At 74.7% G+C, this 24,053-nt stretch carries 27 protein-coding genes; 15 read left to right on the plus strand and 12 right to left on the minus strand.

Annotated elements, in window-relative coordinates; genetic code table 11:
- Positions 1 to 6: 6 nt before the first annotated feature.
- On the plus strand, positions 7 to 636 hold the full coding sequence (locus tag IH44_RS0114405) for a response regulator transcription factor (RefSeq protein ID WP_030459922.1): 630 nt from the start codon (positions 7 to 9) through the stop codon (positions 634 to 636).
- 12 nt (positions 637 to 648) lie between these two features.
- On the opposite strand, the gene IH44_RS0114410 is transcribed toward IH44_RS0114405, so the two are convergent.
- Entirely contained in the window at positions 649 to 1,518 is an 870-nt protein-coding gene (locus IH44_RS0114410; protein WP_030459923.1) for a transglutaminase-like domain-containing protein, read from the minus strand.
- Between the two features lie 49 nt (positions 1,519 to 1,567).
- Complete coding sequence (locus tag IH44_RS0114415) at positions 1,568 to 2,575, minus strand: GNAT family N-acetyltransferase (protein WP_030459924.1); 1,008 nt, start codon at positions 2,573 to 2,575, stop codon at positions 1,568 to 1,570.
- 127 nt (positions 2,576 to 2,702) lie between these two features.
- Here IH44_RS0114415 and fdxA point away from each other — a divergent pair, with 127 nt between their 5' ends.
- Together fdxA and dapC are read left to right on the plus strand one after the other, a co-directional pair.
- A complete protein-coding gene (gene fdxA / locus IH44_RS0114420; RefSeq protein WP_030459925.1) occupies positions 2,703 to 3,029 on the plus strand; it encodes a ferredoxin in 327 nt (108 codons plus the stop codon).
- A 22-nt stretch (positions 3,030 to 3,051) separates the two neighbouring features.
- Positions 3,052 to 4,197, plus strand: a complete 1,146-nt coding sequence (dapC, locus tag IH44_RS0114425; protein ID WP_051816894.1) for a succinyldiaminopimelate transaminase — start codon at positions 3,052 to 3,054, stop codon at positions 4,195 to 4,197.
- Between the two features lie 92 nt (positions 4,198 to 4,289).
- On the opposite strand, the gene IH44_RS49705 is transcribed toward dapC, so the two are convergent.
- A complete protein-coding gene (locus tag IH44_RS49705) occupies positions 4,290 to 5,012 on the minus strand; it encodes a hypothetical protein (protein ID WP_051816895.1) in 723 nt (240 codons plus the stop codon).
- Between the two features lie 344 nt (positions 5,013 to 5,356).
- Entirely contained in the window at positions 5,357 to 6,352 is a 996-nt protein-coding gene (locus IH44_RS0114435; RefSeq protein ID WP_030459928.1) for a hypothetical protein, read from the minus strand.
- 194 nt (positions 6,353 to 6,546) lie between these two features.
- On the opposite strand from IH44_RS0114435, the gene dapE reads away from it, so the two are divergent.
- Together dapE and IH44_RS0114445 are read left to right on the plus strand one after the other, a co-directional pair.
- Positions 6,547 to 7,620 (plus strand): succinyl-diaminopimelate desuccinylase, encoded by a 1,074-nt coding sequence (gene dapE, locus IH44_RS0114440; RefSeq protein WP_030459929.1) that lies wholly within the window; start codon positions 6,547 to 6,549, stop codon positions 7,618 to 7,620.
- A 123-nt stretch (positions 7,621 to 7,743) separates the two neighbouring features.
- Positions 7,744 to 8,526 carry a TIGR00730 family Rossman fold protein gene (locus IH44_RS0114445; protein WP_030459930.1) on the plus strand — a complete coding sequence of 261 codons (783 nt, stop codon included), beginning with the start codon at positions 7,744 to 7,746 and terminating at the stop codon, positions 8,524 to 8,526.
- Between the two features lie 42 nt (positions 8,527 to 8,568).
- Here the strand turns inward: IH44_RS0114445 and folP are convergent, their stop codons facing one another.
- A complete protein-coding gene (gene folP, locus IH44_RS0114450; protein ID WP_051816906.1) occupies positions 8,569 to 9,381 on the minus strand; it encodes a dihydropteroate synthase in 813 nt (270 codons plus the stop codon).
- A 183-nt stretch (positions 9,382 to 9,564) separates the two neighbouring features.
- On the opposite strand from folP, the gene IH44_RS0114455 reads away from it, so the two are divergent.
- Both IH44_RS0114455 and IH44_RS0114465 read left to right on the plus strand, forming a co-directional pair.
- The gene (locus IH44_RS0114455; RefSeq protein WP_063759610.1) at positions 9,565 to 10,068 is read left to right on the plus strand and encodes a DivIVA domain-containing protein; all 504 of its coding nucleotides are present in this window, start codon (positions 9,565 to 9,567) and stop codon (positions 10,066 to 10,068) included.
- Positions 10,065 to 10,634 (plus strand): DNA-3-methyladenine glycosylase I, encoded by a 570-nt coding sequence (locus tag IH44_RS0114465; protein WP_030459933.1) that lies wholly within the window; start codon positions 10,065 to 10,067, stop codon positions 10,632 to 10,634. Before IH44_RS0114455 ends, IH44_RS0114465 begins: the two co-directional genes overlap by 4 nt.
- Positions 10,635 to 10,746: 112 nt before the next feature.
- Here IH44_RS0114465 and IH44_RS0114470 read toward each other — a convergent pair whose 3' ends face one another.
- Positions 10,747 to 11,547 (minus strand): enoyl-CoA hydratase/isomerase family protein, encoded by an 801-nt coding sequence (locus IH44_RS0114470; RefSeq protein WP_030459934.1) that lies wholly within the window; start codon positions 11,545 to 11,547, stop codon positions 10,747 to 10,749.
- Positions 11,548 to 11,839: 292 nt separating this feature from the next.
- On the opposite strand from IH44_RS0114470, the gene IH44_RS44255 reads away from it, so the two are divergent.
- Positions 11,840 to 12,007, plus strand: a complete 168-nt coding sequence (locus IH44_RS44255) for a DUF3117 domain-containing protein (RefSeq protein ID WP_014137929.1) — start codon at positions 11,840 to 11,842, stop codon at positions 12,005 to 12,007.
- Positions 12,008 to 12,152: 145 nt separating this feature from the next.
- Here the strand turns inward: IH44_RS44255 and IH44_RS0114480 are convergent, their stop codons facing one another.
- Positions 12,153 to 12,827, minus strand: coding sequence for an O-methyltransferase (locus tag IH44_RS0114480; RefSeq protein ID WP_369794946.1), 675 nt, complete (start codon positions 12,825 to 12,827; stop codon positions 12,153 to 12,155).
- A 247-nt stretch (positions 12,828 to 13,074) separates the two neighbouring features.
- On the opposite strand from IH44_RS0114480, the gene sigE reads away from it, so the two are divergent.
- The 5 genes from sigE (at position 13,075) to IH44_RS0114505 (ending at position 16,887) form a co-directional block, all read left to right on the plus strand.
- Positions 13,075 to 13,782 carry an RNA polymerase sigma factor SigE gene (gene sigE, locus IH44_RS0114485; RefSeq protein ID WP_078914669.1) on the plus strand — a complete coding sequence of 236 codons (708 nt, stop codon included), beginning with the start codon at positions 13,075 to 13,077 and terminating at the stop codon, positions 13,780 to 13,782.
- Complete coding sequence (locus IH44_RS0114490; RefSeq protein WP_051816896.1) at positions 13,779 to 14,648, plus strand: zf-HC2 domain-containing protein; 870 nt, start codon at positions 13,779 to 13,781, stop codon at positions 14,646 to 14,648. Before sigE ends, IH44_RS0114490 begins: the two co-directional genes overlap by 4 nt.
- A 132-nt stretch (positions 14,649 to 14,780) precedes the next feature.
- The gene (locus IH44_RS0114495) at positions 14,781 to 15,194 is read left to right on the plus strand and encodes a sec-independent translocase (protein ID WP_030459938.1); all 414 of its coding nucleotides are present in this window, start codon (positions 14,781 to 14,783) and stop codon (positions 15,192 to 15,194) included.
- Positions 15,195 to 15,363: 169 nt separating this feature from the next.
- Positions 15,364 to 16,053: a hypothetical protein gene (locus IH44_RS0114500; RefSeq protein WP_107066530.1), complete on the plus strand. Its 690-nt coding sequence runs from the start codon at positions 15,364 to 15,366 to the stop codon at positions 16,051 to 16,053.
- 21 nt (positions 16,054 to 16,074) lie between these two features.
- Entirely contained in the window at positions 16,075 to 16,887 is an 813-nt protein-coding gene (locus IH44_RS0114505; protein WP_030459940.1) for a hypothetical protein, read from the plus strand.
- A gap of 57 nt (positions 16,888 to 16,944) precedes the next feature.
- Here IH44_RS0114505 and IH44_RS0114510 read toward each other — a convergent pair whose 3' ends face one another.
- The 4 genes from IH44_RS0114510 to IH44_RS0114525 form a co-directional block, all read right to left on the minus strand.
- A complete protein-coding gene (locus IH44_RS0114510) occupies positions 16,945 to 18,105 on the minus strand; it encodes an Mrp/NBP35 family ATP-binding protein (protein ID WP_030459941.1) in 1,161 nt (386 codons plus the stop codon).
- A gap of 56 nt (positions 18,106 to 18,161) precedes the next feature.
- Positions 18,162 to 18,764 carry a DUF1003 domain-containing protein gene (locus tag IH44_RS0114515; RefSeq protein WP_369794949.1) on the minus strand — a complete coding sequence of 201 codons (603 nt, stop codon included), beginning with the start codon at positions 18,762 to 18,764 and terminating at the stop codon, positions 18,162 to 18,164.
- Between the two features lie 40 nt (positions 18,765 to 18,804).
- Positions 18,805 to 20,091 carry a magnesium transporter MgtE N-terminal domain-containing protein gene (locus IH44_RS0114520; RefSeq protein ID WP_030459943.1) on the minus strand — a complete coding sequence of 429 codons (1,287 nt, stop codon included), beginning with the start codon at positions 20,089 to 20,091 and terminating at the stop codon, positions 18,805 to 18,807.
- Between the two features lie 129 nt (positions 20,092 to 20,220).
- The gene (locus tag IH44_RS0114525; RefSeq protein WP_030459944.1) at positions 20,221 to 20,754 is read right to left on the minus strand and encodes a hypothetical protein; all 534 of its coding nucleotides are present in this window, start codon (positions 20,752 to 20,754) and stop codon (positions 20,221 to 20,223) included.
- Between the two features lie 119 nt (positions 20,755 to 20,873).
- Here IH44_RS0114525 and IH44_RS0114530 point away from each other — a divergent pair, with 119 nt between their 5' ends.
- A complete protein-coding gene (locus IH44_RS0114530; RefSeq protein WP_030459945.1) occupies positions 20,874 to 21,794 on the plus strand; it encodes a DMT family transporter in 921 nt (306 codons plus the stop codon).
- 61 nt (positions 21,795 to 21,855) lie between these two features.
- Here IH44_RS0114530 and corA read toward each other — a convergent pair whose 3' ends face one another.
- Positions 21,856 to 22,971, minus strand: a complete 1,116-nt coding sequence (corA, locus tag IH44_RS0114535) for a magnesium/cobalt transporter CorA (protein ID WP_030459946.1) — start codon at positions 22,969 to 22,971, stop codon at positions 21,856 to 21,858.
- Between the two features lie 436 nt (positions 22,972 to 23,407).
- Between corA and IH44_RS0114540 the strand changes: the two genes are divergently transcribed.
- Positions 23,408 to 24,052, plus strand: a complete 645-nt coding sequence (locus IH44_RS0114540) for a suppressor of fused domain protein (protein ID WP_232794943.1) — start codon at positions 23,408 to 23,410, stop codon at positions 24,050 to 24,052.
- The last annotated feature ends 1 nt before the right edge of the window (position 24,053 follow it).

Raw genomic sequence — 24,053 nt, forward strand, 5'->3', positions numbered from 1 at the left:
CCCGGCGTGACGGACGGAACGGATGCACGACCGGTGCGGGTGCTGCTCGCCGAGGACCAGGGCATGGTGCGGGAGGCGCTCGCCGCCCTGCTCTCGCTGGAGGGCGACCTGGAGGTGGTCGCCCAGGTGGCGCGCGGCGACGAAGTGGCCGCGGCGGTGACCGAACACCGGGTCGACGTCGCCGTCCTGGACATCGAGATGCCCGGCATGACCGGCATCGACGCCTGCGCGGAGGTCCGCAGGGTCCGCCCCGGGACGAAGGTCGTCATCGCCACCACCTTCGGCCGGCCCGGCTACCTGCGCCGGGCGATGGAGTCCGGGGCGGACGCCTTCCTGGTCAAGGACGCCCCCGCGGCCGAACTCGCCGAAGCCATCCGGCGGGTGCTGCGCGGCGAGAAGGTCATCGACCCCACGCTGGCCGCCGCCGCCCTCTCGGAGGGCGCCAACCCGCTCACCGGCCGCGAGCGCGACGTCCTCGCCGCCGCCGCGGACGGCGCGGTCAACGCCGACATCGCGGCCCGGCTGCACCTGTCCGAGGGGACGGTGCGCAACTACCTGTCGATGGCGATCCAGAAGACCGCCGCCCGCAACCGGGCCGAGGCGGTCCGGGTCGCCCGGGAGAAGGGCTGGCTGTAGGGGAGCCGGCGGTCAGTTGAGGCGGTGCCGGGCCGACCTCGCCTCCAGCCGGACCTTCGCCGCGCTCTCCGGGTCGAAGGCGTCCAGGATCTCCGCGTAGGCGTCCATCTCGGCGGCACCGGACAGGAAGTCGCCGGTCTTGACCAGCAACTCGGCCCGCTCCAGCCGGAGTTGGGCGGGGTGGCGGGGCAGCAGCAGGGCGAGCTCGGCCGCCCAGAGCTGGGTCCGGGCGTGCTCGGGGCGGTCGGCGGCCCAGCGCCGGATGTTGCCCAGCACGCGCAGCACGGTGTCCAACGGCTGCGCCGGGGTCAGCAGTTCGGGCGAGAACGGGTGGCCGGAGGCCGCGGACAGCCGCTCCACGTCCGGGATGTCGAGCAGCCGGCCGCCGTGGAACGGGTCGGCCAGCACGTACTCGTCACCGCCGCCCGGGTCGCCCACCGCGACGATGAAGTGCCCCGGCAGCGCGATGCCGTGCACCGTCAGCCCGGCCCGGGCGGCCACCGCCGACCAGACCAGCGAGAGCATGATCGGCAGCCCGCGGCGGCGCCGCAGCACCTCCGGCAGCAGCGAGGACTCCAGCCGCAGGTAGTCGGACTGCCGGCCGTGGAAGCGCTCGCGGCCGCCGAGGACCGCCGCGAGCAGCGCGGCGGTCTCCTCCGGCCCGCGCGGGCGGCGCTCGGCGACCGCCTCCCGGATCGCGGCGGCGTGCCGGTCCAGGGCGGCCTGACAAGCGGTCAGGAGGGCGTCCAGGGACGGCTGTTCGGCGCTGTCGCCGGGGTCGCCGAGGGTGTGCTCGGCGGCGGCGAGCAGGCACAGCAGCACCGGGTCGGGGTTCTCGCCCCGGGCTTCGGTGCGGAAGCGGGTTCTGCTCTGCTCGGTCACTGCGGCCTTCGGTTCAGCAGCGGTCGTGGCTCACTTCAGGTGGTGCACGCTACCGCTGGGGAAGGCGGGCGTAGTGGTAAGTGTGACTGGTCGTGAAGCCCAGCCGGTCGTAGAGCGCGATCGCGCCGTCGTTGTCGGCCTCCACCTGCAGGTATCCGCCGGTGGCGCCCTCCTCGGCGGCCCGGGCGGCCAGCGCGGCCATCACGGCGGTGGCCAGGCCGCGGCGGCGGGCGGCCGGGGCGACCTCGACCGCGCCGAAGCAGGCCCAGGCGCCGTCCACCACCAGCCGGCCGATGGCCAGCGGGGCGCCGTCCGGGCCGGGGACGCGGGCGAACCAGACCGAGGGCCCGCCGTGCACCACCGCGGTGGCGGCCGCCTCCAGGGCCGGGTCGCCGCCCACCCGGCGGTACAGCGCGAGCCACTCCGGCCCGGCGGTGCGGGCGAGGCGGACGTCCGCCGGGCGCCCGGCCCGGGCCAGCTCGCCGAGCGGGGCGGTGCGCACCAGGGTCGGGGCGAGGGCCGCGCCGAGCCGGTCCAGCTCGGCGGCCAGCGCGGGCGGCGCGCCGGGGGAGACCACCTCGACGTACGCGGGCAGCGAACGGGCCGCGTACCAGTCGCGCACCCGGTCCAGCGCCTCGTCCAGCGGCAGGCCCGGATCGCCCAGCGCCTGCACCGAGTTGGCCCGCCGGGTGAACCCGGACGAGGCGCGCAGCGTCCACTCGCCCAGCGGCTCCTGCTCGACGGCGGGCCAGCCGCGGGCGGCGGTGCGCTGCAGCTCCAGCGGGGTGGCCGCGGGGGCCGCCAGCCGCCGGGCCGGGAACGCCGGGACGGGCTTGCCGGCCACCAGCAGCTCGGCCGCGAAGCGCACCGGCGCGCCGGTGCGCGGCTCGACCGTCAACCCCGCGCCGTCCCACGAGGTGAGCACGCCGATCACATCGCGGAACACCGGACGTCCGTCCGCCACGCCGTCGACACGCCGGACCGAGACGCGTCGTCCCACGTCAGACGGGTCTATCCGGACCTCCGGACGGGCCTCCAGCGGCACTGGGCCGACCATCAACCGCACCTCCTGTGCATTTGCGTCCCCCGACCCGCGATACTAGGGGCGGGCATCGACGGCGCCGCGCGCACCGCGCGACCGAGTAAACAGTAGGGCGGCAGCCCTTCCGAGGAGGAACGACAGCGTGACCTACGTCATCGCGCAGCCTTGTGTCGACGTCAAGGACAAGGCGTGCATCGAAGAGTGCCCCGTGGACTGCATCTACGAGGGCGAGCGGTCCCTCTACATCCACCCGGACGAGTGCGTGGACTGCGGAGCCTGCGAGCCGGTCTGCCCGGTCGAGGCGATCTTCTACGAGGACGACACCCCGGAGGAGTGGAAGGACTACTACAAGGCGAACGTCGAGTTCTTCGACGACCTGGGCTCGCCCGGCGGCGCCTCCAAGCTCGGCCTGATCGAGCGCGACCACCCGTTCATCGCGGCGCTGCCCCCGCAGAACGCCGAACACTGAACCGATCGGTGGCATCCACGCTGTGAGCACCAACGACAGCGCGCACGCGCCGCTCCCGGGACACCCGGGGGCGGCGCGCCGCGTCTCCGACCGCCTGCCGGTCTTCCCGTGGGACAAGCTCGAACCGTACAAGCGCACCGCCCTGGCCCACCCGGACGGACTCTGCGACTTCTCCGTCGGCACCCCCGTGGACCCGGTGCCCGAGCTGATCCAGCAGGCCCTGGCCGCGCACACCGACACGCCCGGCTACCCCACCGTGTGGGGCCCGCTGTCGCTGCGCGACGCGATCGCCGGCTGGCTGGGCCGCCGCTGCGGCGCCGAGATCGGCCCCGAGGCCGTCCTGCCCACCGTCGGCTCCAAGGAGCTGGTGGCCTGGCTGCCCGGCCAGCTCGGCCTCGGCCCCGGCGACCAGGTCGCCTACCCGAAGCTCGCCTACCCCACCTACGAGGTCGGCGCGCTGCTGTGCGGCGCCGAGCCGGTCGCCTACGAGGACGTCGCGGAGCTGGACGGCTCCAAGGTCCGGCTGCTGTGGCTGAACTCGCCGTCCAACCCCACCGGGCGGGTGCTGGACGCGGCCGAGCTGCGCCGCGCCGTCGCCTGGGCCCGGGAGCACCGGGTGCTGCTGGTCAGCGACGAGTGCTACCTCGAACTCGGCTGGGAGGCCGAGCCGGTGTCGGTGCTGCACCCGTCGGTCTGCGACGGCTCGCACGAGGGCCTGCTGGCCGTGCACTCGCTGTCCAAGCGCTCCAACCTGGCCGGCTACCGGGCGTCCTTCGTGGCCGGCGACCCGGTGGTGGTCGCCGAGCTGCTGGAGATCCGCAAGCACGGCGGCATGATCGTGCCCGCGCCGGTGCAGGCCGCCACCGCGGCCGCCCTCGCCGACGACGCGCACGTCGCCGAGCAGCGGGCCCGGTACGCCCAGCGGCGCAGCGCGCTGCGGGCCGCGCTGGAGGCGTACGGGTTCCGGATCGAGCACTCCGAGGCGAGCCTGTACCTGTGGGCGACCCAGGACAAGCCGTGCTGGGAGAGCGTGGCCGAACTCGCCGAGCTGGGCATCCTGGTGGCCCCCGGCGACTTCTACGGCCCGGCCGGCGACCGGTTCGTGCGGGTGGCGTTCACCGCCACCGACGAGCGGGTGGCCTCGGCCGTGGAGCGGCTCAAGCGCTGAGCGCGCGCGGCGCACGACGACGGGAGGGGCGGAGCCGGCCGGCTCCGCCCCTCCCGTCGTCGTGCATCGCGCGCCGCGCCGGGCGCCGCGGGTCAGCCGATCGGCAGGCCGCCGCCGCCCACGCCGCCGAGCAGGCCGCCGACCGGGCCCAGCGCGCCGGTCAGGCCGCCCAGCGGGCTGCCGCCGCCCAGCGCGGGCACGCCGCCCAGGCGGTTGGCGGACTCGTGCTCGGTCAGGCCCGCGACGGCGCCCCCGACCGGCAGCGACTGGACGGCGCCGGTGACCGGGCCGAGCTTGTCGGCGGCCGGCAGGCTCTGGGTGAGCTTGTCCGCGGGCAGCGCCTTGGCCACGGTGGCCAGCGGGCTGGCGGCGGCCTTCTGGCCGGCCGGGACGACCTTGTCGGTGACCGCCGGGCCGACCTTCTCCTCGACCGCCGGGGCGACCTTGCCGGTGAGCGTGTCGAGCGAGCCGGTCAGCTGCCCGGCCTTGCCGACCGGGCCGAGCTTGCCGAGCGCGTCGTCGGTGGACGGCAGGTTGTGCGCGACGGTGCTGCCCGCCGCGTCGGCGGCCGCCGGGCCGCCCGCCGCCAGGGTCGCGGCGCCGGTGGTGCCGACCACGTGGCCCAGCTCGTGGGTGGCCCCCTGCACCGTGTCACCCGAGTTGGGGACGTCGGCCAGCTTGGTCACGCCGGCGCCCAGGTCGGTCTGCGGCACCACCTCGGTGGCGGAGGCGGCGCCCGCGGCCGCGAACGGCGCCGCGGTGGCGGCGACGAGCAGCGCGGCCTGGGCGATCCGGCGCGTGAGGGGGAGGGACATGGTGCTCCTAAGAAGTGAGGTCGACGGTCCGCCGGGCGGCCGGCGCGGGGCCGACCCGTCCGGCGGGCGACGTGTATGACCGCAAGAGCACCGGGAAGGTTTCGGCCGGTCAAGGTCAAGGGTTGGCAAAGATCGGACGATCCTTTTTCGGGTCCGGCGGGCGGACCGCCCGGGCGGCGGACCGCGCAGAACCGTCACTTCCCTTGCGGGCCGCGCCCTGCGGCGGACGGCGGCGCACCGGCCCGCGGACCGCCCGCCGACCGGCCCGCCGTCAGCGGGAGTTGACGCGAATCACCCGGTGGGCGGTCACCCGCGCACCAGTGCGTCAACGCACCGCCGGGGCGTCACTTCTTCTTGACCGGCTCGCCCAGCGTCACCAGCACCCGGTCCGAGGGCGCGTCCGCCAGCGGCTTCCAGCCCTGCCCGGGCCGGTCCACCCGCCACACCTTGCCGTCGTACGCGACCTGGCCGATGCCCAGCTCGGCGGCCTGCGCCACCGACCAGTGCGCCAGCGCCCAGCCGGTCTGCCCGGGCCCGCCGGCGCCCGCCGTGCTCGCGGTCGGCTGCGGGGTGAACGCCAGCACCTCGCGCGGGTCCTTGGCCGCCTTCTGGGCGCCCGCCACCGACACCGCCTTGCCGAACTCCCGGCGCACCCGCTCCGAGAGGTTCGCCGCCGTCGGCGCCTGCTCGGCCGGGTCGGTCGGGCTCGGCGCGGGCAGCGCGTGCACCACGCAGTCCAGCGAGGCCGGCTCGCGGCCGGTCAGCACCGAGGACAGCAGCGTCGCGTCGTTCTCGTGCTTGGCGTACGCCTGCGGGTAGCCGCTGCGCTGCACCTGCTGGGCGGCGTCGGTCAGCGGCATCTGCGCGTACCCGTCCACCTTCACCAGCGCGTCCAGGAACTTGTTGGTCGCGTACACCGGGTTCATGATCTGCTCGACGGTGCCCCAGCCCTGCGAGGGGCGCTGCTGGAACAGGCCCACCGAGTCCCGGTCGCCGCCCTCCAGGTTGCGCAGCTTCGACTCCTGGATGGCCGTCGCCAGCGAGATGGTCACCGCCCGCTCCGGCAGGCCGCGGGACATCGCCACCGCCGTGATGGTGGCCGCGTTCGCCGCCGCCGTGAGCTCCAGCGTCCCCGAGCCGGCCGCGGTGGTGATGGTGCAGCCCTCGTCCGGGGGCGAGATCTTGTCCCGGTTCAGCCACACGATCAGGCCGCCGACCACCGCCAGCGCCAGCACCCCGACCAGCACCCGCCGCCACGGCCGCCGGCGCGGCGCCTCGTACGCGGCGTCCGCCGGGTCGTAGTCGGCGTCCTGCGCGTCGTAGTCGGCGTCCTCGGCCACGGGTGGCCCCCTTCCCTGGTTGGTGCGGTCGCAGCGGTCCCGGCCCGGCGCGCGCTGTTCGCGGACACCGTAACCGCTCGGACGGCCGTACGGGTCCGCGCGGTTGCGCGGCCGCCCGCGGCGGGGGCCGGCGGCGGCGGACAGGACCGGCAACCTTACCGATCGGGCCGCGCCGTATCGATAGGGTGGCCGCCATGAGCAGCCCGAACGAGCCCCTCGACCTGACCCTCGACGGCGGCGCCCTGACCGCCCGCCTCGTCGACTTCCCGTCCGTCAGCGGTGAGGAGACCGCCCTCGCGGACGCCGTCGAGACCGCGCTCCGGGCCTTCCCGCACCTCACCGTCGACCGCTACGGCAACAACGTGGTGGCCCGCACCCACTTCGGCCGGGACGAGCGGGTGGTGCTCGCCGGGCACCTGGACACCGTGCCGATCGCCGACAACGTGCCCTCGCACGTCGAGGGCGACCTGCTCTACGGCTGCGGCACCTCCGACATGAAGTCCGGCGTCGCCGTGCAGCTGCGGCTCGCCGCCACCCTCACCGCGGCCAACCGGGACGTCAGCTACGTCTTCTACGACTGCGAGGAGGTGGAGGCCGACCGCAACGGCCTCGGCCACCTGTTCGCCGTCCACCCCGACTGGCTGGCCGGGGACTTCGCCGTCCTGATGGAGCCCAGCGGCGCCGTCGTCGAGGGCGGCTGCCAGGGCAGCCTGCGCGCCGACATCACGCTCACCGGCGTCCGGGCCCACGCCGCCCGCAGCTGGCTCGGCGACAACGCCATCCACAAGGCCGCCGAGGTGCTGCGCCGGCTCGCCGAGTACCAGCCGCGCCGGGTGGAGATCGACGGCCTGGAGTACCGCGAGGGCCTGAACGCCACCCGGATCGACGGCGGCGTCGCCGGGAACGTCATCCCCGACGAGTGCCGGATCCACGTCGCCTTCCGGTTCGCCCCCGACCGCACCCTGGAGCAGGCCGAGGAGCACCTGCGGTCGGTCTTCGAGGGCTACCAGCTGGAGATCGTGGACGCCTCGCCCGCCGCGCTGCCCGGCCTCGGCCTGCCCGCCGCGCGGGACTTCCTGGCCGCCGTCGGCGGCGAGCCCCGGGCCAAGTTCGGCTGGACCGACGTGGCCCGGTTCTCCGCGCACGGCGTCCCCGCCGTCAACTACGGCCCCGGCGACCCGAACCTGGCCCACAAGCGCGAGGAGCACTGCTCGCTCGCCGCGATCGCCGAGGTCGAGCAGCGGCTGCGGGACTGGCTCACCGCGTAGCGCGGCGGGGCCCTCCGGCCGGGCCGGAGGGCCGGTGGAGTCGGGCGGGGTTCGCCCGACTCCCGCCTGGGCGACGGCTGTTATTTACCTCGGATCGCACCTCGTCAGGCGTAGGGTTTCGTCATGACAGCCAACGGAGATGAACCCGTCCGCCGGCAGAAGAAGCCGTGGCCCGAGAAGCGCAAGGGCCCCGTGCTGCTGCGGCGCGACCAGGTCGAGACGAGTACGACGGACCAGCGGCTGCTGGACACCACCGGGCCCACCGACTGGTTGCACACCGACCCGTGGCGGGTGCTGCGGATCACCTCGGAATTCGTCGAGGGCTTCGGCGCGCTCGCCGAACTCCCCACCGCCATCAGCGTGTTCGGATCGGCCCGGACGCCGGTCGGCTCGCCCGAGTACGAGGCCGGGGTGGAGATCGGCCGGGCCTTGGCCGAGGCCGGCTACGCGGTGATCACCGGCGGCGGCCCCGGCGCGATGGAGGCCGCCAACAAGGGCGCCACCGAGGCCGGCGGGCTGAGCGTCGGCCTGGGCATCGAGCTGCCCTTCGAGCAGGGCCTGAACGAGTACGTCGACCTGGGCCTGAACTTCCGCTACTTCTTCGTCCGCAAGACGATGTTCGTGAAGTACGCCCAGGGCTTCGTGGTCCTCCCCGGCGGGCTCGGCACCCTGGACGAGCTGTTCGAGGCGCTCACCCTGGTGCAGACGAAGAAGGTCACCCGGTTCCCGGTCATCCTGTTCGGCAGCGCCTACTGGGGCGGGCTGGTGGAGTGGCTCACCTCCACCCTGGTCGCCCAGGGCAAGGCCAACCCGGCCGACCTCGAACTGTTCCACGTCACCGACGACGTGACCGAGGTGCTGAAGATCCTGGACGCCGCGCGCGGCCCGAAGGGCACCCCCGCGTAGCGCGGGTGGCGACGGGCCGCCGCGGCGCGCGGTGACGGGCCGTCAGGCCAGCCCCCGGCGGGCCGCCGCCGGGGGGCGGGTGCCGCGGATCGAGGCCACCATGTCCAGCACCTGGCGGGTCTCGGCGACCTGGTGCACCCGGTAGACCTGCGCGCCCAGCCAGGCCGAGACCGCCGTGGTGGCCAGGGTGCCGAGCAGCCGCTCGTCCACCGGCTTGTCCAGGGTCTCGCCGACGAAGTCCTTGTTGGAGAGCGAGACCAGCACCGGGAAGCCGGTCGCGGTCATCTCCGGCAGCCGCCGGGTCGCCTCCAGCGAGTGCCGGGTGTTCTTCCCGAAGTCGTGCCCCGGGTCGATGATCAACCCGTCGCGCCGCACGCCCAGTTCGAGCGCCCGCTCGGCCAGGCCGACGGTCACCGCCAGGATGTCCGCCATCACGTCCTCGTACCCCACCCGGTGCGGACGGGTGCGCGGCTCGGCGCCGCCCGCGTGCGTGCACACCAGGCCCGCGCCGTACCGGGCCGCGACCTCCGCGAGCTTCGGGTCGAAGCCGCCCCAGGCGTCGTTCAGCAGGTCCGCGCCGACCTCGCAGACCGCCTCGCCGACCTCGTGCCGCCAGGTGTCCACGCTGATCACCGCGTCCGGGTGGCGCTTGCGCAGCTCCGCCACGAACGGCACCGTGCGGCGCAACTCCTCCTCCACCGTGACCTCTTCGCCCGGACCGGCCTTCACCCCGCCGATGTCCAGGATCGCCGCGCCCTCGGCCACCGCCCGGTCCGCGGCCGCGAACGCCGCCTCGTCCGCGAAGGTCGCCCCCCGGTCGAAGAACGAGTCCGGGGTGCGGTTCACGATCGCCATGACGACCAGCTCGTCCGGGCCGAACTCCCGCGTGCCGAGGCGTAGTGCCACCGGTGTCTCCTCCTCAGCGCTCCCGGGTGCAATGATGGGCCCCGGCCTGTACAGGGACCATGATCCCACCGTAGCCCTCGCGGGCGGGCCGAAGCCGACCGGGAACTGCCGGGAACTGACGGAGGACAGCTCGTGTTCGTGGTGATCGTGATCGCGATGGCCCTGGTGGTCGGCGGCGCCGCAGTGGTGGCGCTGGGCGGCGGCGGAACGCTGCCCGAGGCCGAACACGACCGGCTCGCCGTGCGCCTCCCGCAGGACCGCGCGCTCAGCCGCACCGACGTCGACGAGCTCCGCCTCCCGATGGCGCTGCGCGGCTACCGGATGGACGAGGTCGACGACCTGCTCGACCGCCTCGGCGCCGAACTCTCCCTCCGCGACGCGCGGATCGCCGAACTCGAGGCCGTCGGCGCGGTCCGCGGCTCGGTGGCCGCCACCGAGGGCGCGACCGGCGAACCGCTGCCCGGGCTGGAGTCCTTCACCGCCGTCCTGGAGAAGGCGCCGCAGGGCCCGGCGACCGGCGAGGTCACCGCGGACGCGGAGGGCGGCGTCACCGAGGCCACCGACCTGGTCGCGGACCAGGACGCGGACACCGCCGCGGGCCCGGCCGCCACCGAGCGGAAGGGCGACCGGGCGTGACCGGTGCGGTCCTCGGGGCCGACGGGCTGCGGCGCTGCGGCTGGGGGGACTCGGCCGAGGACTACCGGGCCTACCACGACACCGAATGGGGCCGCCCGGTCCACGGCGACCGGGCCCTGTTCGAGCGGATCACCCTGGAGGCGTTCCAGTCCGGGCTGTCCTGGATCACCATCCTGCGCCGCCGCGAGGGCTTCCGGACGGCCTTCCGGGGCTTCGACCCGGCGGCGGTCGCCGAGTTCGACGACGCCGACGTCGAACGGCTGCTCGCGGACACCGGGATCATCCGCAACCGCGCCAAGATCCTGGCCACCGTGGCCAACGCGAAGGCGGCCCGGGCGCTGGCCGACGGCGAACTCGACACCCTGGTCTGGAGCCACGCCGGCGACCCCGCCCGCCCCGCCCCCCGCACCCTCGCGGACGTGCCCGCGGTGACCCCCGGGTCGACGGCGCTGGCGAAGGACCTCAAACGGGCCGGCTTCCGCTTCGTCGGACCGACCACCGCGTACGCGCTGATGCAGGCCTGCGGACTGGTGAACGACCACCTCGCCGACTGCCACGCCCGGTAGCCCCGCGGCCGCCCGGCCGACCACGGACCTTGCCCGGCCCCCTCCCGCCGCGCGCAGTTCCCTGCGCCCCTGGCAGGCGGGGGCCGGGCGGGGAGCAGGGGCCCGGGGAGGGCTAGCGGCCGGTGAAGGCGGGCTTCTCCTTGGCGAGGAAGGCGTCGACGGCGATGGTGTGGTCCGCGCTGTTGCCGGCGAGGGTCTGGAGTTCGTCCTCCTTGTCGAGGAGTTCGTCGAGGGAGTGCGAGGCGGCGTAGGCGAGGGAGGCCTTGATCGCGCCGTAGGCGACGGTGGGGCCGTTGGCCAGGGTGAGGGCGAACTCGCGGGCGGCGGCGGCGAGTTCGGCAGCGGGGAGGACGCGGGTGGCGAGGCCGAGGGTGAGGGCCTCGTCGGCGCGGACGGTGCGGGGGAGCATCAGGAGCTCGGTGGCCCTCGCGTGGCCGACCAGCCGGGGGAGGGTCCAGGAGGCGCCGGAGTCGGCGGTGAGGGCGACCCCCGCGAAGGAGGTGTTGAAGCCCGCGGTGTCGGCCAGCAGCCGGAAGTCGCAGGCGAAGGCGAGCGAGGCCCCGGCGCCGGCGGCGATGCCGTTGACGGCGGCGACGGTGGGCTTGCGCATCCCGGCCAGGGCGCGGACCAGCGGGTTGTAGTGCTCGCCGACGGTGCGCAGCGCGCCCTCGCCGGTCTCGCGCTGGCGCTGGAGCAGGCCGACGTGCTCCTTGAGGTCCTGGCCGACGCAGAAGGCCTTGTCGCCGGCGCCGGTGAGCAGCACGGCCCGGACGTCGGGGTCGGTGGCGGCGGTGGTGACGGCGTCCCGGAGGGCGACCTTGGTGGGGACGTCGAGGGCGTTCATGGCGGCGGCGCGGTCGATGGTGAGGACGGCGAGGGCGCCGTCGCGCTCGTAGCGGACGGTGTCGGACATGGGTGAGGGCTCCCCGGGTCGCGGTGGCTGTCGTGGGCCAGCATGCCGGTTCGCGGCCGGGCGGGGGAGTGTGAGGTGCCGCACCTCCGGAGGGCGTGTCGGAGTGCGGCGCGATGCGGCTTTCGGCAGGTAATCGGCGCTTTTCGGCTGGTTGGCGAAGGTTGGCGCAGAGAGTGATGTTGGTCATCCAGCGGTTGCATGCGGGATAATGGCTTCCGATCAATGCGTTCGATACCGGCGGTGGACGGACTGTCCGGTGCGTACCTGAACGGTTGCAGGAAGGGGAACGAGCATGGCGGCCATGAAGCCGCGGACGGGTGACGGCCCGCTGGAGGTCACCAAAGAGGGGCGGGGCATCATCATGCGAGTTCCGCTCGAAGGGGGCGGGCGCCTGGTGGTGGAGCTGACGCCGGACGAGGCGGACGCTCTGGGCGAGGCCCTCAAGAAGGCCTGCGGCTGATCTGCAGGTGGTGACCCCGCACCTCCCCGGCGATCGGCGAGGTGCTCGACGGGCCCGGCTCCCCGCTGCGGGGGCCGGGCCCGTTCCGCGTGTCCGGGCTCGTTCCGCGTGTCCGGCCCCGTTCCGCGTGTCCGGCCCGGGGCGGTCAGCGCTTGACGGCGCAGAGCAGCCCGTCCGAGACCGGGAGCAGGGCGGGCAGCAGGGTGTCGCTCTCCCGGATGTCGGCGACCAGGTCGCGCACGGCCCGGGTCTGCGGGTCGTCGGCCTCGGGCTCGGCGAGCCGGCCCTCCTGGAAGACGCCCTCGAAGCAGACCACGCCGCGCGGGCGCAGCAGCCGCACCGCCTCGGTGAGGTGGAAGCCGGAGTCGGCCGGGTCGCCGTCGCAGAACACCAGGTCGTACTGGCCGTCGGCGAGCCGGGGCAGCACGTCCCGGGCCCGGCCGGGGATGCAGCGGGCCCGGTTGCCGGCGAACCCGGCGGCCCGGTACGCCTCGCGGGCGTACTGCTGGCGGACCGGCTCGGCGTCGACGGTGGTGAGCACCCCGTCGGGGCGCATGCCGCGCAGCAGGTAGACGCCGGAGACGCCGGTGCCGGTGCCGATCTCGACCACCGCCTTGGCGTCCAGCGCGGCGGCCAGCAGCCGCAGCGCGGCGCCGCCGCTGGGGCCGATCGCGCGTATGCCGGTGCGGGCCGACTGGGCCCGGGCGTAGGTCAGCACCGCGTCCTCGCCGACGTAGGTGTCGGCGAGGGCCGCTCGCTGGGGCCCGAACTCGGTGATGGCTGCCTCTTCCGGAGCGCCGGTGCCGACCCAAGTCGACAAATTCCAGCGACAGACTACTGGCCGCCCGGGAACCGCGTTCGACGGCTGGCCGTTGAACTGCTACGGGCGGCCGGACCGTCCGGGGCGGTCGCTGTTCGACGGCTCTTATCCGGGCTTGACGGGTGAGGTGGATATGGTGGTGGCTCTGCTGGGCAGAAGAGCCGACCGAGGAGGTGTGGCCGAGGGCGACGTCCCTGTGCAGCGGCACCCCCGCGGCCTCACGTCGATCCGTACGCCGAAGCCCGTGATGAACCAGTCTGTGCACTCCCCCCTGGACAAGTCGACCGCAGCCGACGACTCGGTGGCCGGGGCCGCCGGCACGCTCGCGTCCTTCGCGGAGGGGCCCGACGCGCAGAGCTGGACGCCGCCCAGCTGGGAAGAGATCGTCGAGGCGCACAGCGCCCGGGTCTACCGCCTGGCCTACCGGCTGACGGGCAACCAGCACGACGCCGAGGACCTCACCCAGGAGGTCTTCGTCCGGGTGTTCCGCTCGCTGTCCACGTACACCCCCGGCACCTTCGAGGGCTGGCTGCACCGGATCACCACCAACCTGTTCCTGGACATGGTCCGCCGCCGCCAGCGGATCCGCTTCGACGCCCTCGCCGAGGACGCGGCGGAGCGCCTGGCCAGCCGCGAGCCCAGCCCCGCCCAGCACTTCAGCGACACCCACTTCGACGCGGACGTCCAGCAGGCGCTGGACACCCTCGCCCCGGAGTTCCGGGCCGCCGTGGTGCTCTGCGACATCGAGGGCCTCTCGTATGAGGAGATCGCCGCCACCCTCGGGGTGAAGCTCGGCACCGTCCGCAGCCGGATCCACCGCGGCCGCTCGCACCTGCGCGCGGCCCTCAAGCACCGGGCGCCGAACGCCGCCGCGGGCCGTTCGCGCCGGGGCGGTTCCGCCGAGCCCGTGCCGGTCGGCGCCGAGCAGGCCGTCAGCGACCGGAGGGGGTCATGAGCGATCGCGCCCCCGAGCGCGCGGACACCACCGGCCGCCCGCGCTGGGCGCCGCTGCGCCGCGCCGAGCAGGCGGCGGCGGGGCCCGAGTTGCGTCCGCTGGCGGTCCGTCCGGTCGAACCGGCCGCCGAGGAGCACCACCTGGGCGACCGGCTGTCCGGGTACCTGGACGGCGAGTTGGGCCACGACGCCCGCGAGCGGGTCCAGGCCCACCTGGCGACCTGCCCGGACTGCCTGGCCGAGGCCGAGCAGGCCCGGTCGGTCAAGCGCGCGCTGAGCGAGTCCGCCCCGCCCGGCCCGTCGTCGGCCCTGATGGCCCGGCTGCTGGCCGTCGCCGCGCTGCCCGAGGACGAGCCCGGCCAGGACGGCCCGCCGGGCCCCGGCGGCGGCGTGTTCGGCGCCAGCCGGCTCACCGGCGGCTCGTTCGGCCGCGGATCGGGCTTCGGCGGCGGCGCGCTCGGCGCGGACGCCCCGATACCCGGGATCGACCCGCGGGCCGGCCTGTTCGGCGCCCGCCCGTCCGCCCTGCCGCGCCGCGAACCGGACGCGGACGTCCGCCCGCTGGCCGCCGGCCTCGGCGAGCTGCCGGTCTCCCGGCCGCCCGCGCGCGGGCGCCGGCTGGTGTTCGCCGCCGCCGGGGCGTTCTCGGTCGCCGCGGTCACCCTCGGCGGGGTCGGCGGCGTCACCGCCGGGCAGAGCCCGAGCCGGCAGCCCAGCAGCGTCACCCCGGTCGGCGGCTCGATCGTCCCGGTCAACGCCCAGCAGCCGGTCAACCCCCCGCAGCAGGTCGACGAGTACCCGCTGCGCGCCCGGTACCAGCTCAGTCCGCCCACGCCCACCGGTGACCCGCGCCAGCTCCTGCGCTAGCCTGCCTTCACCGGCACGCCGTCGACGCCGGTCACCCGGGTGGTCTTTACCACGGTTTCATCCTCCGGGGGCCGGGGGAACGGCCGACCGCGTTTACCCTTGGTTCAGCGTTGTCGGGTGCTGGGAGTTCAGGTGTTCGGAGACATAGGCGGACTGGAGGTCGTGACGATCGTCGTCATGGCCATCGTGATCTTCGGCCCGGACAAGCTCCCCAAGCTGATCCAGGACACGATGGGCTTCATCCGCAAGATCCGCTCCTTCGCGGACAGCGCGAAGGAGGACATCCGGAGCGAACTCGGGCCGGAGTTCCAGAACTTCGACTTCGAGGACCTCAACCCGAAGACCTTCGTCCGCAAGCAGCTGCTCGGCGACGGCGACGACCCGCTGGGCCTCAAGGACCTCAAGGACAGCGTCGACCTCAAGTCCGCGCTGAACGGGGACCCCGCCCCGACGCCCACCGCCTCGGTCGACTTCAGCAAGAGCGCCAGCCCCGGCCCGGCCCTGGCCGCCGGCGAGCGCCCCCCGTTTGACCCCGACGCCACCTGAGGACGCCCCTCCTCCCCGCGACGCCCCGTCCTGCTCCGGCAAGGCGGGGCATCGTCGTCCGCGCCGCTAGGGTGTCACTACCCTCCCCGGACGGCGGACCCGTGGGCTCCGTCACGCCGGGCCGCGCACCGGCCCGGTTCCCCGGACGGGAGGGCCCGGGTGCGCGACCATGGGACGCCCGGGGAGCACAGCTGAGGAGAGGCCCGCAGTGGACGCCACGCACCGTACCGGAGGCACTGCCGCCGCCGCCCGCCGCGCCACCGACCCGCTGGCCGGCTACCACGCCGCCGACTTCCCCTGGTACGGGCTCGACGAGGGCTGGACCGGCCGCCGCTGGCTCGGCCAGGTCGGCACCGGCCAGCGCGGCGCCGACACCGGCGCCCCCGACTACGGCACCCTCGGCCACGGCGACGAACCCGCCCGCGGCCCCGAACCCCGCGACACCCGCCGGTTCGCCGTGGTGGTCACCGTCGCCCGCCGCGAGGTGCGCCGCAGCGCCGACAACACCGGCACCCTCGAAGCGACCTCCGCCTCCTCCGCCGCCTGGCTGGCCGGCTCCGGCCTGCTCGCCGCGACCTGGCCCGGCAACCTCGACCGCACCCTGCGGCAGAACTGGCTCGACCAGCAGTCCGCCCTCGCCTGGGACCTGGCCGACGACCTCGACGGCCCCGCCTGGACCTCGCTCACCCTCCCGGTCAACGGCCTCCCGCAGCCCTTCCGCTACCGCGAGTCCGAACACGGCTGGGTCCTGGCCGGCGAGGCCCCCGGCGTGCTGATCGGCGCCTACGGCCGCTCGGTCTCCGCGTACGGCGTCGGCTTCACCGCCGTCACCGACCTGGGCAGCTACGACGGCCGCTGAGGCCCGGCGGAACCGACCCCCGTGCAGATCTCCTTCGCCACCGCCCCCGGCCACCCCGACCGCCCGAACGAGGACCTCGTCCTGGCCGGCCCCGACACCGTCCTGGTCCTCGACGGCGCGGGCCTGCCCGACGGCACCGCGACCGGCTGCGCGCACGGCGTGCCCTGGTTCGTCCGCACCCTCGGCGCCGAACTGCTCCACCGCACCCCGGACGGCGACCGCCCCCTGCCGGACTGCCTGGCCGACGCCCTCGCCGCCACCGCCCGCCGCCACGGCCCCGGCTGCGACCTCGCCCACCCCATGACCCCCACCGCCGCCGTCGCCCTGCTCCGCCGCACCGGGGACGACGCGCAGTGGCTGGTGCTCGCCGACTCCACCGTCCTGCTCGACCTCCCCGACGGCCCGCGCGCCGTCTCCGACCACCGGGTCGGCGACGTGACGGACCGTCAACTCCGCGACCTCGCCGACCGCCTCGACGGCCTCCCCGCCCCCGACCGCCGCGCCCTCCTCACCGCCGCCCAGCGCGAGGCCATGAACACCCCCGACGGCTACTGGGTGGCCGGCCCCGACCCCGCCGCCGCCCGGCACGCCCTCACCGGCACCGCCCCCTGGACCGCCCTGCGCGGCGCCGCCCTGCTCACCGACGGCGCCGCCCGCCCCGTCGACGACTTCGCCACCACCGACTGGCCCGGCCTCCTCACCCTCCTCCGGGACACCGGCCCGCAATCCCTCATCGACCACACCCGCGCCCTGGAACGCACCGACCCCCACCACACCCGCTGGCCCCGCACCAAGACCCACGACGACGCCACCGCCGCCCTGCTCCGCCCCTGAAACGCCGGAACCGGCCCCGGGACACTCGCCCGGAGCCGGTCGCGGCCGGAAGGACCGTCAGAACTTGTTCTTCGGGGTCAGGCCCAGCGAGAGGCCCGAGAGGCCGCGCTGGCGGCCGGAGAGCTTGCCGGCGATGGTGCGCAGGGCGGCGCCGGCCGGGGACTCGGGGTTGGAGAGGACGACCGGGCGGCCGTCGTCGCCGCCCTCGCGGAGGCGGACGTCGATCGGGATGGAGCCGAGGACGGGGACGGTGGCGCCGACGGTGCGGGTGAGGGCGTCGGCGACGGTCTGGCCGCCGCCGGTGCCGAAGACGTCGATCATCTCGTCGCAGTGCGGGCAGGGCATGCCCGACATGTTCTCGATGACGCCGACGATCTTCTGGTGGGTCTGCAGGGCGATGGTGCCGGCCCGCTCGGCGACCTCGGCGGCGGCCATCTGCGGGGTGGTGACGATCAGGATCTCGGCGTTCGGGACGAGCTGGGCGACCGAGATGGCGATGTCGCCGGTGCCGGGCGGCAGGTCGAGGAGGAGGACGTCGAGGTCGCCCCAGTAGACGTCGGCGAGGAACTGCTGGAGGGCGCGGTGCAGCATCGGGCCGCGCCACACCACCGGGGCGTTGCCCGGGGTGAACATGCCGATCGAGATGACCTTCACGCCGTTCGCCGACGGCGGCATGATCATGTCCTGGACCTGGGTCGGCCGGCCCTCGACGCCCAGCATCCGGGGCACGCTGTGGCCGTAGATGTCGGCGTCCACCACGGCGACCTTCAGCCCGTCCGCGGCCAGCGCCGCCGCCAGGTTGACCGTCACCGAGGACTTGCCGACGCCGCCCTTGCCGGAGGCCACCGCGTACACCCGGGTCAGGGTGCCGGGCTTGGCGAACGGGATCTCCCGCTCGGGGGCGCCGCCGCGCAGCAGCTGCGACAGCTCGCGGCGCTGCTCCTCGCTCATCACGTCGAGCTCGACGGAGACGGAGGAGACCCCCGGCACCGCGGAGACCGCGTCGGTGACCCGCTGGGTGATCGTCTCGCGCATCGGACAGCCGGAGACGGTGAGGTACACCGCGACCTTCACCGCGCCGCCGTCGCCGATCTCGACGGATTTCACCATGCCGATCTCGGTGATCGGACGGTTGATCTCCGGGTCGTGGACGGTCGCCAGGGCTTCCTGGACGGACTGCTCCGTCACCCCGGCCGCCACCTCTGTCTCGTTGGCCATGTGTTGATGGTACGGCGCGGCACCTCGCGTCCGACTCGCTGCGGGCGTGCCGCCGGTCACAACGTGTCGGCGGACTCCCGGCGGTCGTCCAGTTCCTTGAGCAGGGCCTGCAGTTCGGCGCGGACGCCGCCCAGTTCGGAGGTGATGAAGGCGCGGGTGGCGACCTCGCCGAGCCCCTGGCGCAGCGCCGCGACCTCGCGGGTCAGGTACTCGGTGTCGGCGATGTTGCGGTCGCTGCGGGCCCGGTCCTGCTCCATGTTGACCCGGTCCCGGTCGTCCTGGCGGTTCTGCGCGAGCAGGATCAGCGGGGCCGCGTACGAGGCCTGCAGGGAGAGCACCAGGGTGAGGAAGATGAACGGGTAGCCGTCGAAGTGGACGGCCGTCGGCAGCAGGGTGTTCCACACCACCCAGACGACGATCACCACCGTCATCCAGACGATGAACCGCCCGGTGCCCAGGAAGCGAGCGATCCGCTCGGACAGCTTGCCGAACGCCTCCGGGTCCCAGGCCGGCAGCCGGATCAGCCCGGGGCGGCCGGTGCGCGGCTGGTCCAGCCGGGAGCGCGGGCCGCCGGCCGCCGGCCGCTCCTCGCGGCGGCCGCGCTGCTCCCGGGCCCGCAGCTCGCGCAGCTGCCGCAGTTCGCGCAGCTCGCCCTGGATCCGCTGGCCCGGGCCGCTGTTCTCGTCGCGCCGCTTGCGGTCACCGTCCACTGTGCACCTCGTCCGTCTCCGTTCCGATGCCGTGCGCGGTGCCCTCGCGCCAGTCCTCGGGCAGCAGGTGGTCCAGCACGTCGTCCACCGTGACGGCGCCCAGCAGGTGGTCGTCCTCGTCCACCACCGGCGCCGCCACCAGGTTGTACGTGGCCAGGTAGGAGGTGATGAGCGGCAGCGGGGTGTTCGGCGGCAGCGGGTCCAGGTCGTCGTCGACCAGCGAGCCGACCAGGGTGTACGGGGGTTCGCGCAGCAGCCGCTGGAAGTGCACGGTGCCCAGGTACGTCCCGGTCGGGGTCTCGTTCGGCGGGCGGCACACGTACACCTGGGCGGCCAGGGCCGGCTTGGTGTCGGAGACCCGGACCCGGGCCAGCGCCTCGGCCACCGAGGCGTCCGGCTCCAGCACGATCGGCTCGGTGGTCATCAGCCCGCCCGCGGTGTCCTCCTCGTAGGAGAGCAGGCGGCGCATCTCCTCGGCCTCGGCCGGTTCCATCAGCCGCAGCAGGCGTTCGGCGTCGGCCTCCGGGAGTTCGGAGAGCAGGTCGGCGGCGTCGTCCGGGTCCATGGTCTCCAGGATGTCGGCGGCGCGTTCCTCCTTCAGCTTGCCGATGATCTCCACCTGGTCGTCCTCCGGCAGCTCCTCCAAGACGTCGGCCAGCCGGTCGTCGTCGAGCGCGGCGGCGACCTCGGCCCGGCGCTTCGCCGACAGGTGGTGCATGACGTTGGCCAGGTCGGCCGGCCGGAGCTGTTCGAAGGTGGCCAGCAGGTTGGCCGCGCCCTGGCCCTCCTCGGTCAGCGAGAACCCGGTCACCGCCGACCAGTCGAGCAGCAGCTGCTCGCCCTTCGCCTTCCGGAGCCGGCTCGGGCGCCCGACCTGCACGAACACCTTGTCGATCTCCCACTCGCGCAGCCGGGTCTGCACCATCGCCACGTCCAGGACGGTCACCTCGGCGGCGGTCTTGGTCCGGGTCACGGTGCGGTCCAGCAGTTCGGCCAGCACCAGCGTCTCGGACGGGCGCTGCTCGAACCGGCGCATGTTCAGCAGCCCGGTGGACAGCACCTGGCCGGACTCCAGGCTGGTCACCCGGGTCATCGGCAGGAAGATCCGCCGCCGCCCGATCACCTCCACCACCAGCCCGAGCACCCGCGGCGGGCGCCCGCCCAGCCGCAGCGAGACCACGACGTCCCGGACCCGGCCCACCTGGTCCCCGTTCGGGTCGAAGACCGCGACCCCGGAGAGGTGGGAGATGAAGACCCGCCCGCCAGGCCCCGCCATACGAGACTCCCTCCGGGAAACGGACACAACCCCCCAAATCTAGCCGCAGCCGGGGAGGGTGACGCGTCGGCACGAGCGGGCGGGCGCGAAGCCGCGGGGAGGGGGACGCGGGACGGCGCCGCGTCGGCGTCAGCGCTTGCGCTTCTTGAGGAGCAGCTTGGGCAGCCCCGCCGGGGCCGGCTGCCGGGTGGTCGCGGCGGTGGGCAGCGGCGCGGCGGCGAGGGCGTCGTCGGGGAGCGGGGCGAGCGGGCCGTCGCCGGGGGTGAGGCGCAGGACGTGGCACTCGCGGGCCCAGCGGTCGCCGATGGTGTCGGTGTCGGGGGCGTTGAGGCGCTTGCCCTTGAGCTCCTCGACGGCGCCGTCCCAGGCGGGGGTGCCGGGTTCGAGGCGGGTGACGGCGGCGGTGAGGGCGGCCAGCCGGCCCCACTTGTCCTTGCTGCGCAGCGTGACCACGGCGGAGGAACTGGCGGCGAGCCCGTGCAGGGGCTGTTCGGAGCCGTCGCCGACGACGACGATCGCGCCGTCGTGCCAGGCGTGCCAGAGCGGGCGGGCGTGCGGCTGGCCGGCGGCCTGGACCCAGAGCAGGCCGGACTTCTTGGCGGCTTCCTCCACCAGGGCCCGGTCGAGGAAGTCCGTCGGGCTCGCGGTCGTCGTACGCTCCATGCCGCACAGCGTACGGCCTGGGGTGTCCGCGGCCGGTCCCATCCCCCGGACGACAGTGCCGTAACTGCCGGACAGCCCTTACCGTATAGGCCGTCCACCCCACTGCCCGAAGGAGCGCCGTGACCGCCGTCAGCACCACCGCCCCCGCCGCACCCCCGGCGCTCGGGGAACGACGGCACCTGCCGCGCACCGACCTGCTGCTGCTGGCGGTGTCGATCGCGGGCATCTCGCTGTCCGCGCCGCTGATCAGCGCGACGGCCGCGCCCGCGCTGGCGATCGCGTTCTGGCGCAACGGCATGTCGGTGGCGGTGCTCGGCCCGTACGCGCTGTGGCGGCACCGGGCCGAGCTGCGCGGCATCCCGCGGCGGGCGCTGCTGCTGGCGGTGGCGGCGGGCGCGCTGCTGGCGCTGCACTTCGCGCTGTGGATGCCCAGCCTGCGGATGACCTCGGTGGCCTCGGCGACCGCGCTGGTGACCACGACCCCGCTGTGGACGATCCTGCTGATGCGGCTGTTCGGGGTGCGGGCGCCGCGGCTGGTGTGGCTGGGCACGGGCCTGGCGTTCGCGGGCGTGCTGGTGCTGACCGGCGTCGACCTGGCGGTCTCGACGCGGGCCCTGCTGGGCGACGGCCTGGCGCTGGCGGCGGGCGCGGCGGCGGCCGGGTACATGCTGCTGGGCGCGGAGGTGCGGCGCACCGTGTCGACCACCGCGTACACCCTGGTCTGCTACGCGACCTGCGCCCTCGTGCTGCTGGCCCTCTGCCTGCTGACCGGCGTCCGGATGGGCGGCTGGTCGGCGGGCGCGTGGTGGCAGATCTTCCTGCTGATGGTGGCGGCGCAGCTGCTCGGGCACTCGCTGAGCAACCGGGTGGTGCGCACCCTGGGCCCGTCGATCACCTCGACGGCGATCCTGCTGGAGACCCCGGGCGCGGCGCTGATCGCCGCGGTGTGGCTGGGCCAGTGGCCGCCGGCCGCGGCCTACCCGGCGGTGGGGCTGATCCTGCTGGGCCTGGTGCTGGTGGCCCGGGCGGAGCGCCGCTGACGCCCCGCCCGCCCCGGGCCCGCCGCGCGCCCCGCCCGCTGCGGGCTCCCCGCCGGGCCGGTCACAGCCAGCCGTTGCGGCGGAAGCCCCGGTACATGCCCACGCAGATCAGCGCGATCGCGCCGAGCACGCTCGGGTAGCCGTACGTCCACTTCAGCTCGGGCATGTTGTCGAAGTTCATCCCGTACACGCCGGTGATCATGGTCGGCACGGCGAAGATCGCCGCCCAGGCGGTGATCTTGCGCATGTCCTCGTTCTGGGCGACCGAGACCTGCGCCAGGTTGGCCTGCAGCAGCGAGTTGAGCAGCTCGTCGAAGCCGTGCACCTGCTCGCTGACCCGGGCCAGGTGGTCGGCGACGTCCCGGAAGTACTTCTGCATGTCGAGGTCGACCAGCCGCGCGGTGGGCTCGGACAGTTGCTGCATCGGCCGCAGCAGCGGGGTCACGGCGCGCTTGAACTCCAGCACCTCGCGCTTGAGTTGGTAGACCCGGCCGACGTCCGCGCCGCGGCCGCCCTTGTTGGCGAACACGTCGTACTCGATCTCGTCGACGTCGTTCTGCAGCCGCTCGGCGACCAGCAGGTAGTTGTCCACCACGTGGTCGGCGATGGCGTGCAGCACGGCGGCCGGGCCCTTGGCGAGCAGGCCGGTGCCCTCGGCGTCGGCCTCCAGGCGGTGCCGCAGGGCGCGCAGCGAGGAGTGCGCGCCGTGCCGGACGGTGATCACGAAGTCCTGGCCGGCGAAGACCATCAGCTCGCCGGTCTCGACCACCTCGCTGGTCGGGGTGAGCTGCTCGTGCTCGACGTAGCGGACGGTCTTGAAGACCGCGAACAGCATGCCGTCGTACCGCTCGACCTTCGGGCGCTGGTGCGCGTGCACCGCGTCCTCGACGGCCAGCGGGTGCAGGCCGAAGCGCTGCGCGATGCCCTCGAACTCGGCCTCGGTGGGCTCGTGCAGCCCGATCCAGCTGAACGAGCCGGGCCCCGTCTGGTGCGCCGCCTTCACCTGCCGGGCCGCCTCGCGCGGGCTGCACGTCTCGCCCGTGCGCTTGCCCTGCTGGTAGACGGCGCAGTCCACCACGGCGGACGGGGTGTCGCCGGGCTTCGACTCGAACGCGTCGCCGACCCGGCGGCGGGCTGGACGGACGACGGCGGCGCGCAGGTTGTGCATCATCGACATGGCACGGGCTCCCTAGGGCCGGACCGGCGCGCCCCGGGGCGTACCGGGGGACACGACGGCGGAAAACACCGGTGGACACGCCGGGGCTGAGGAAGTGTCAGAAAGCCGTTCGCTGGGCGGGTTTCATCGGATCGGCCCCGGGGAAGGTGCTCTCTCGGCCGCGCGCGACGCTGCGGGGTGGTCCTGGTCAGCCGCGAGGGCGGCGGGCGAGGGTGGGCCGGAGAGAGCTGCCGGTACTGCATGGTCGACTGCTGTCCATCGTGACCACCTCCTCCACGCCGGGGCCCGCGCTGGGGCCGTGGCGGCCCTGGTTCGCATCCACAAGGCCGACCGCTCACATTAACAGCTCTTCCCGGTGCCGTGCCCGGCATTCGCCGTCCGCCGGGTAAAGCTCGCGCCAAGGTTCGACGCGGCGCGCCCGCGCTAAGGTCGCGGCATGGCGCACGACTTCCCTCACTTCGGCGACTTCTCGCAACCGGGCGGCGACCCGGGCCCGACCCGGCAGACCGTCCTCACCCTGGTCGAGGCCCGGCTGACCGGCACCTTCGGCGAACCCACCGGCCGGGCCGCCGTCACCTTCGTCGGCGCGGACCGGATCGAGGTGCTGCGGTTCGGCCCCGACGCCGACGGCCTGGTCCGGTACGCGACGCTCGGCATGGCGGCCGCCCCGATGGCCGACCCGACCTCCGCGGTCGTCGACCCGGTGCGCGGCCCGCGCGCCGAACTGGTGCTGACCGTCCGCGGCGGCCGCGACGAGGCGCACAAGGCGCTCGCGGTGTTCGCGGCCAGCCCGCAGGTCGAGGGCCTGGTGGTGGCTCCCGGCGGCTCGCTCGACCTGGGCTCCCCGCTGTGGACCGGCGCCCCGTTCACCTCGGTGCTGGCCGCCGAGCCCGGCGGCCTGGTCGAGGACCTCGAACTCCCCGAGCCCGCCGACCCGGTGCGCTTCCTGCCGCTGCTGCCGATGACCCCCAACGAGGCCGCCTTCAAGCGCGTCCAGGGCGCCGAGGCCCTCCAGGAGCGCTGGCTCCAGCACGGCACCGACCTGCGCGACCCCGGTCGCCGCGGCGTCCCGCTGGACTGAC

This window comes from Kitasatospora sp. NRRL B-11411, assembly GCF_000721345.1.
In the GTDB taxonomy this organism is placed as follows: domain Bacteria; phylum Actinomycetota; class Actinomycetes; order Streptomycetales; family Streptomycetaceae; genus Kitasatospora; species Kitasatospora cineracea.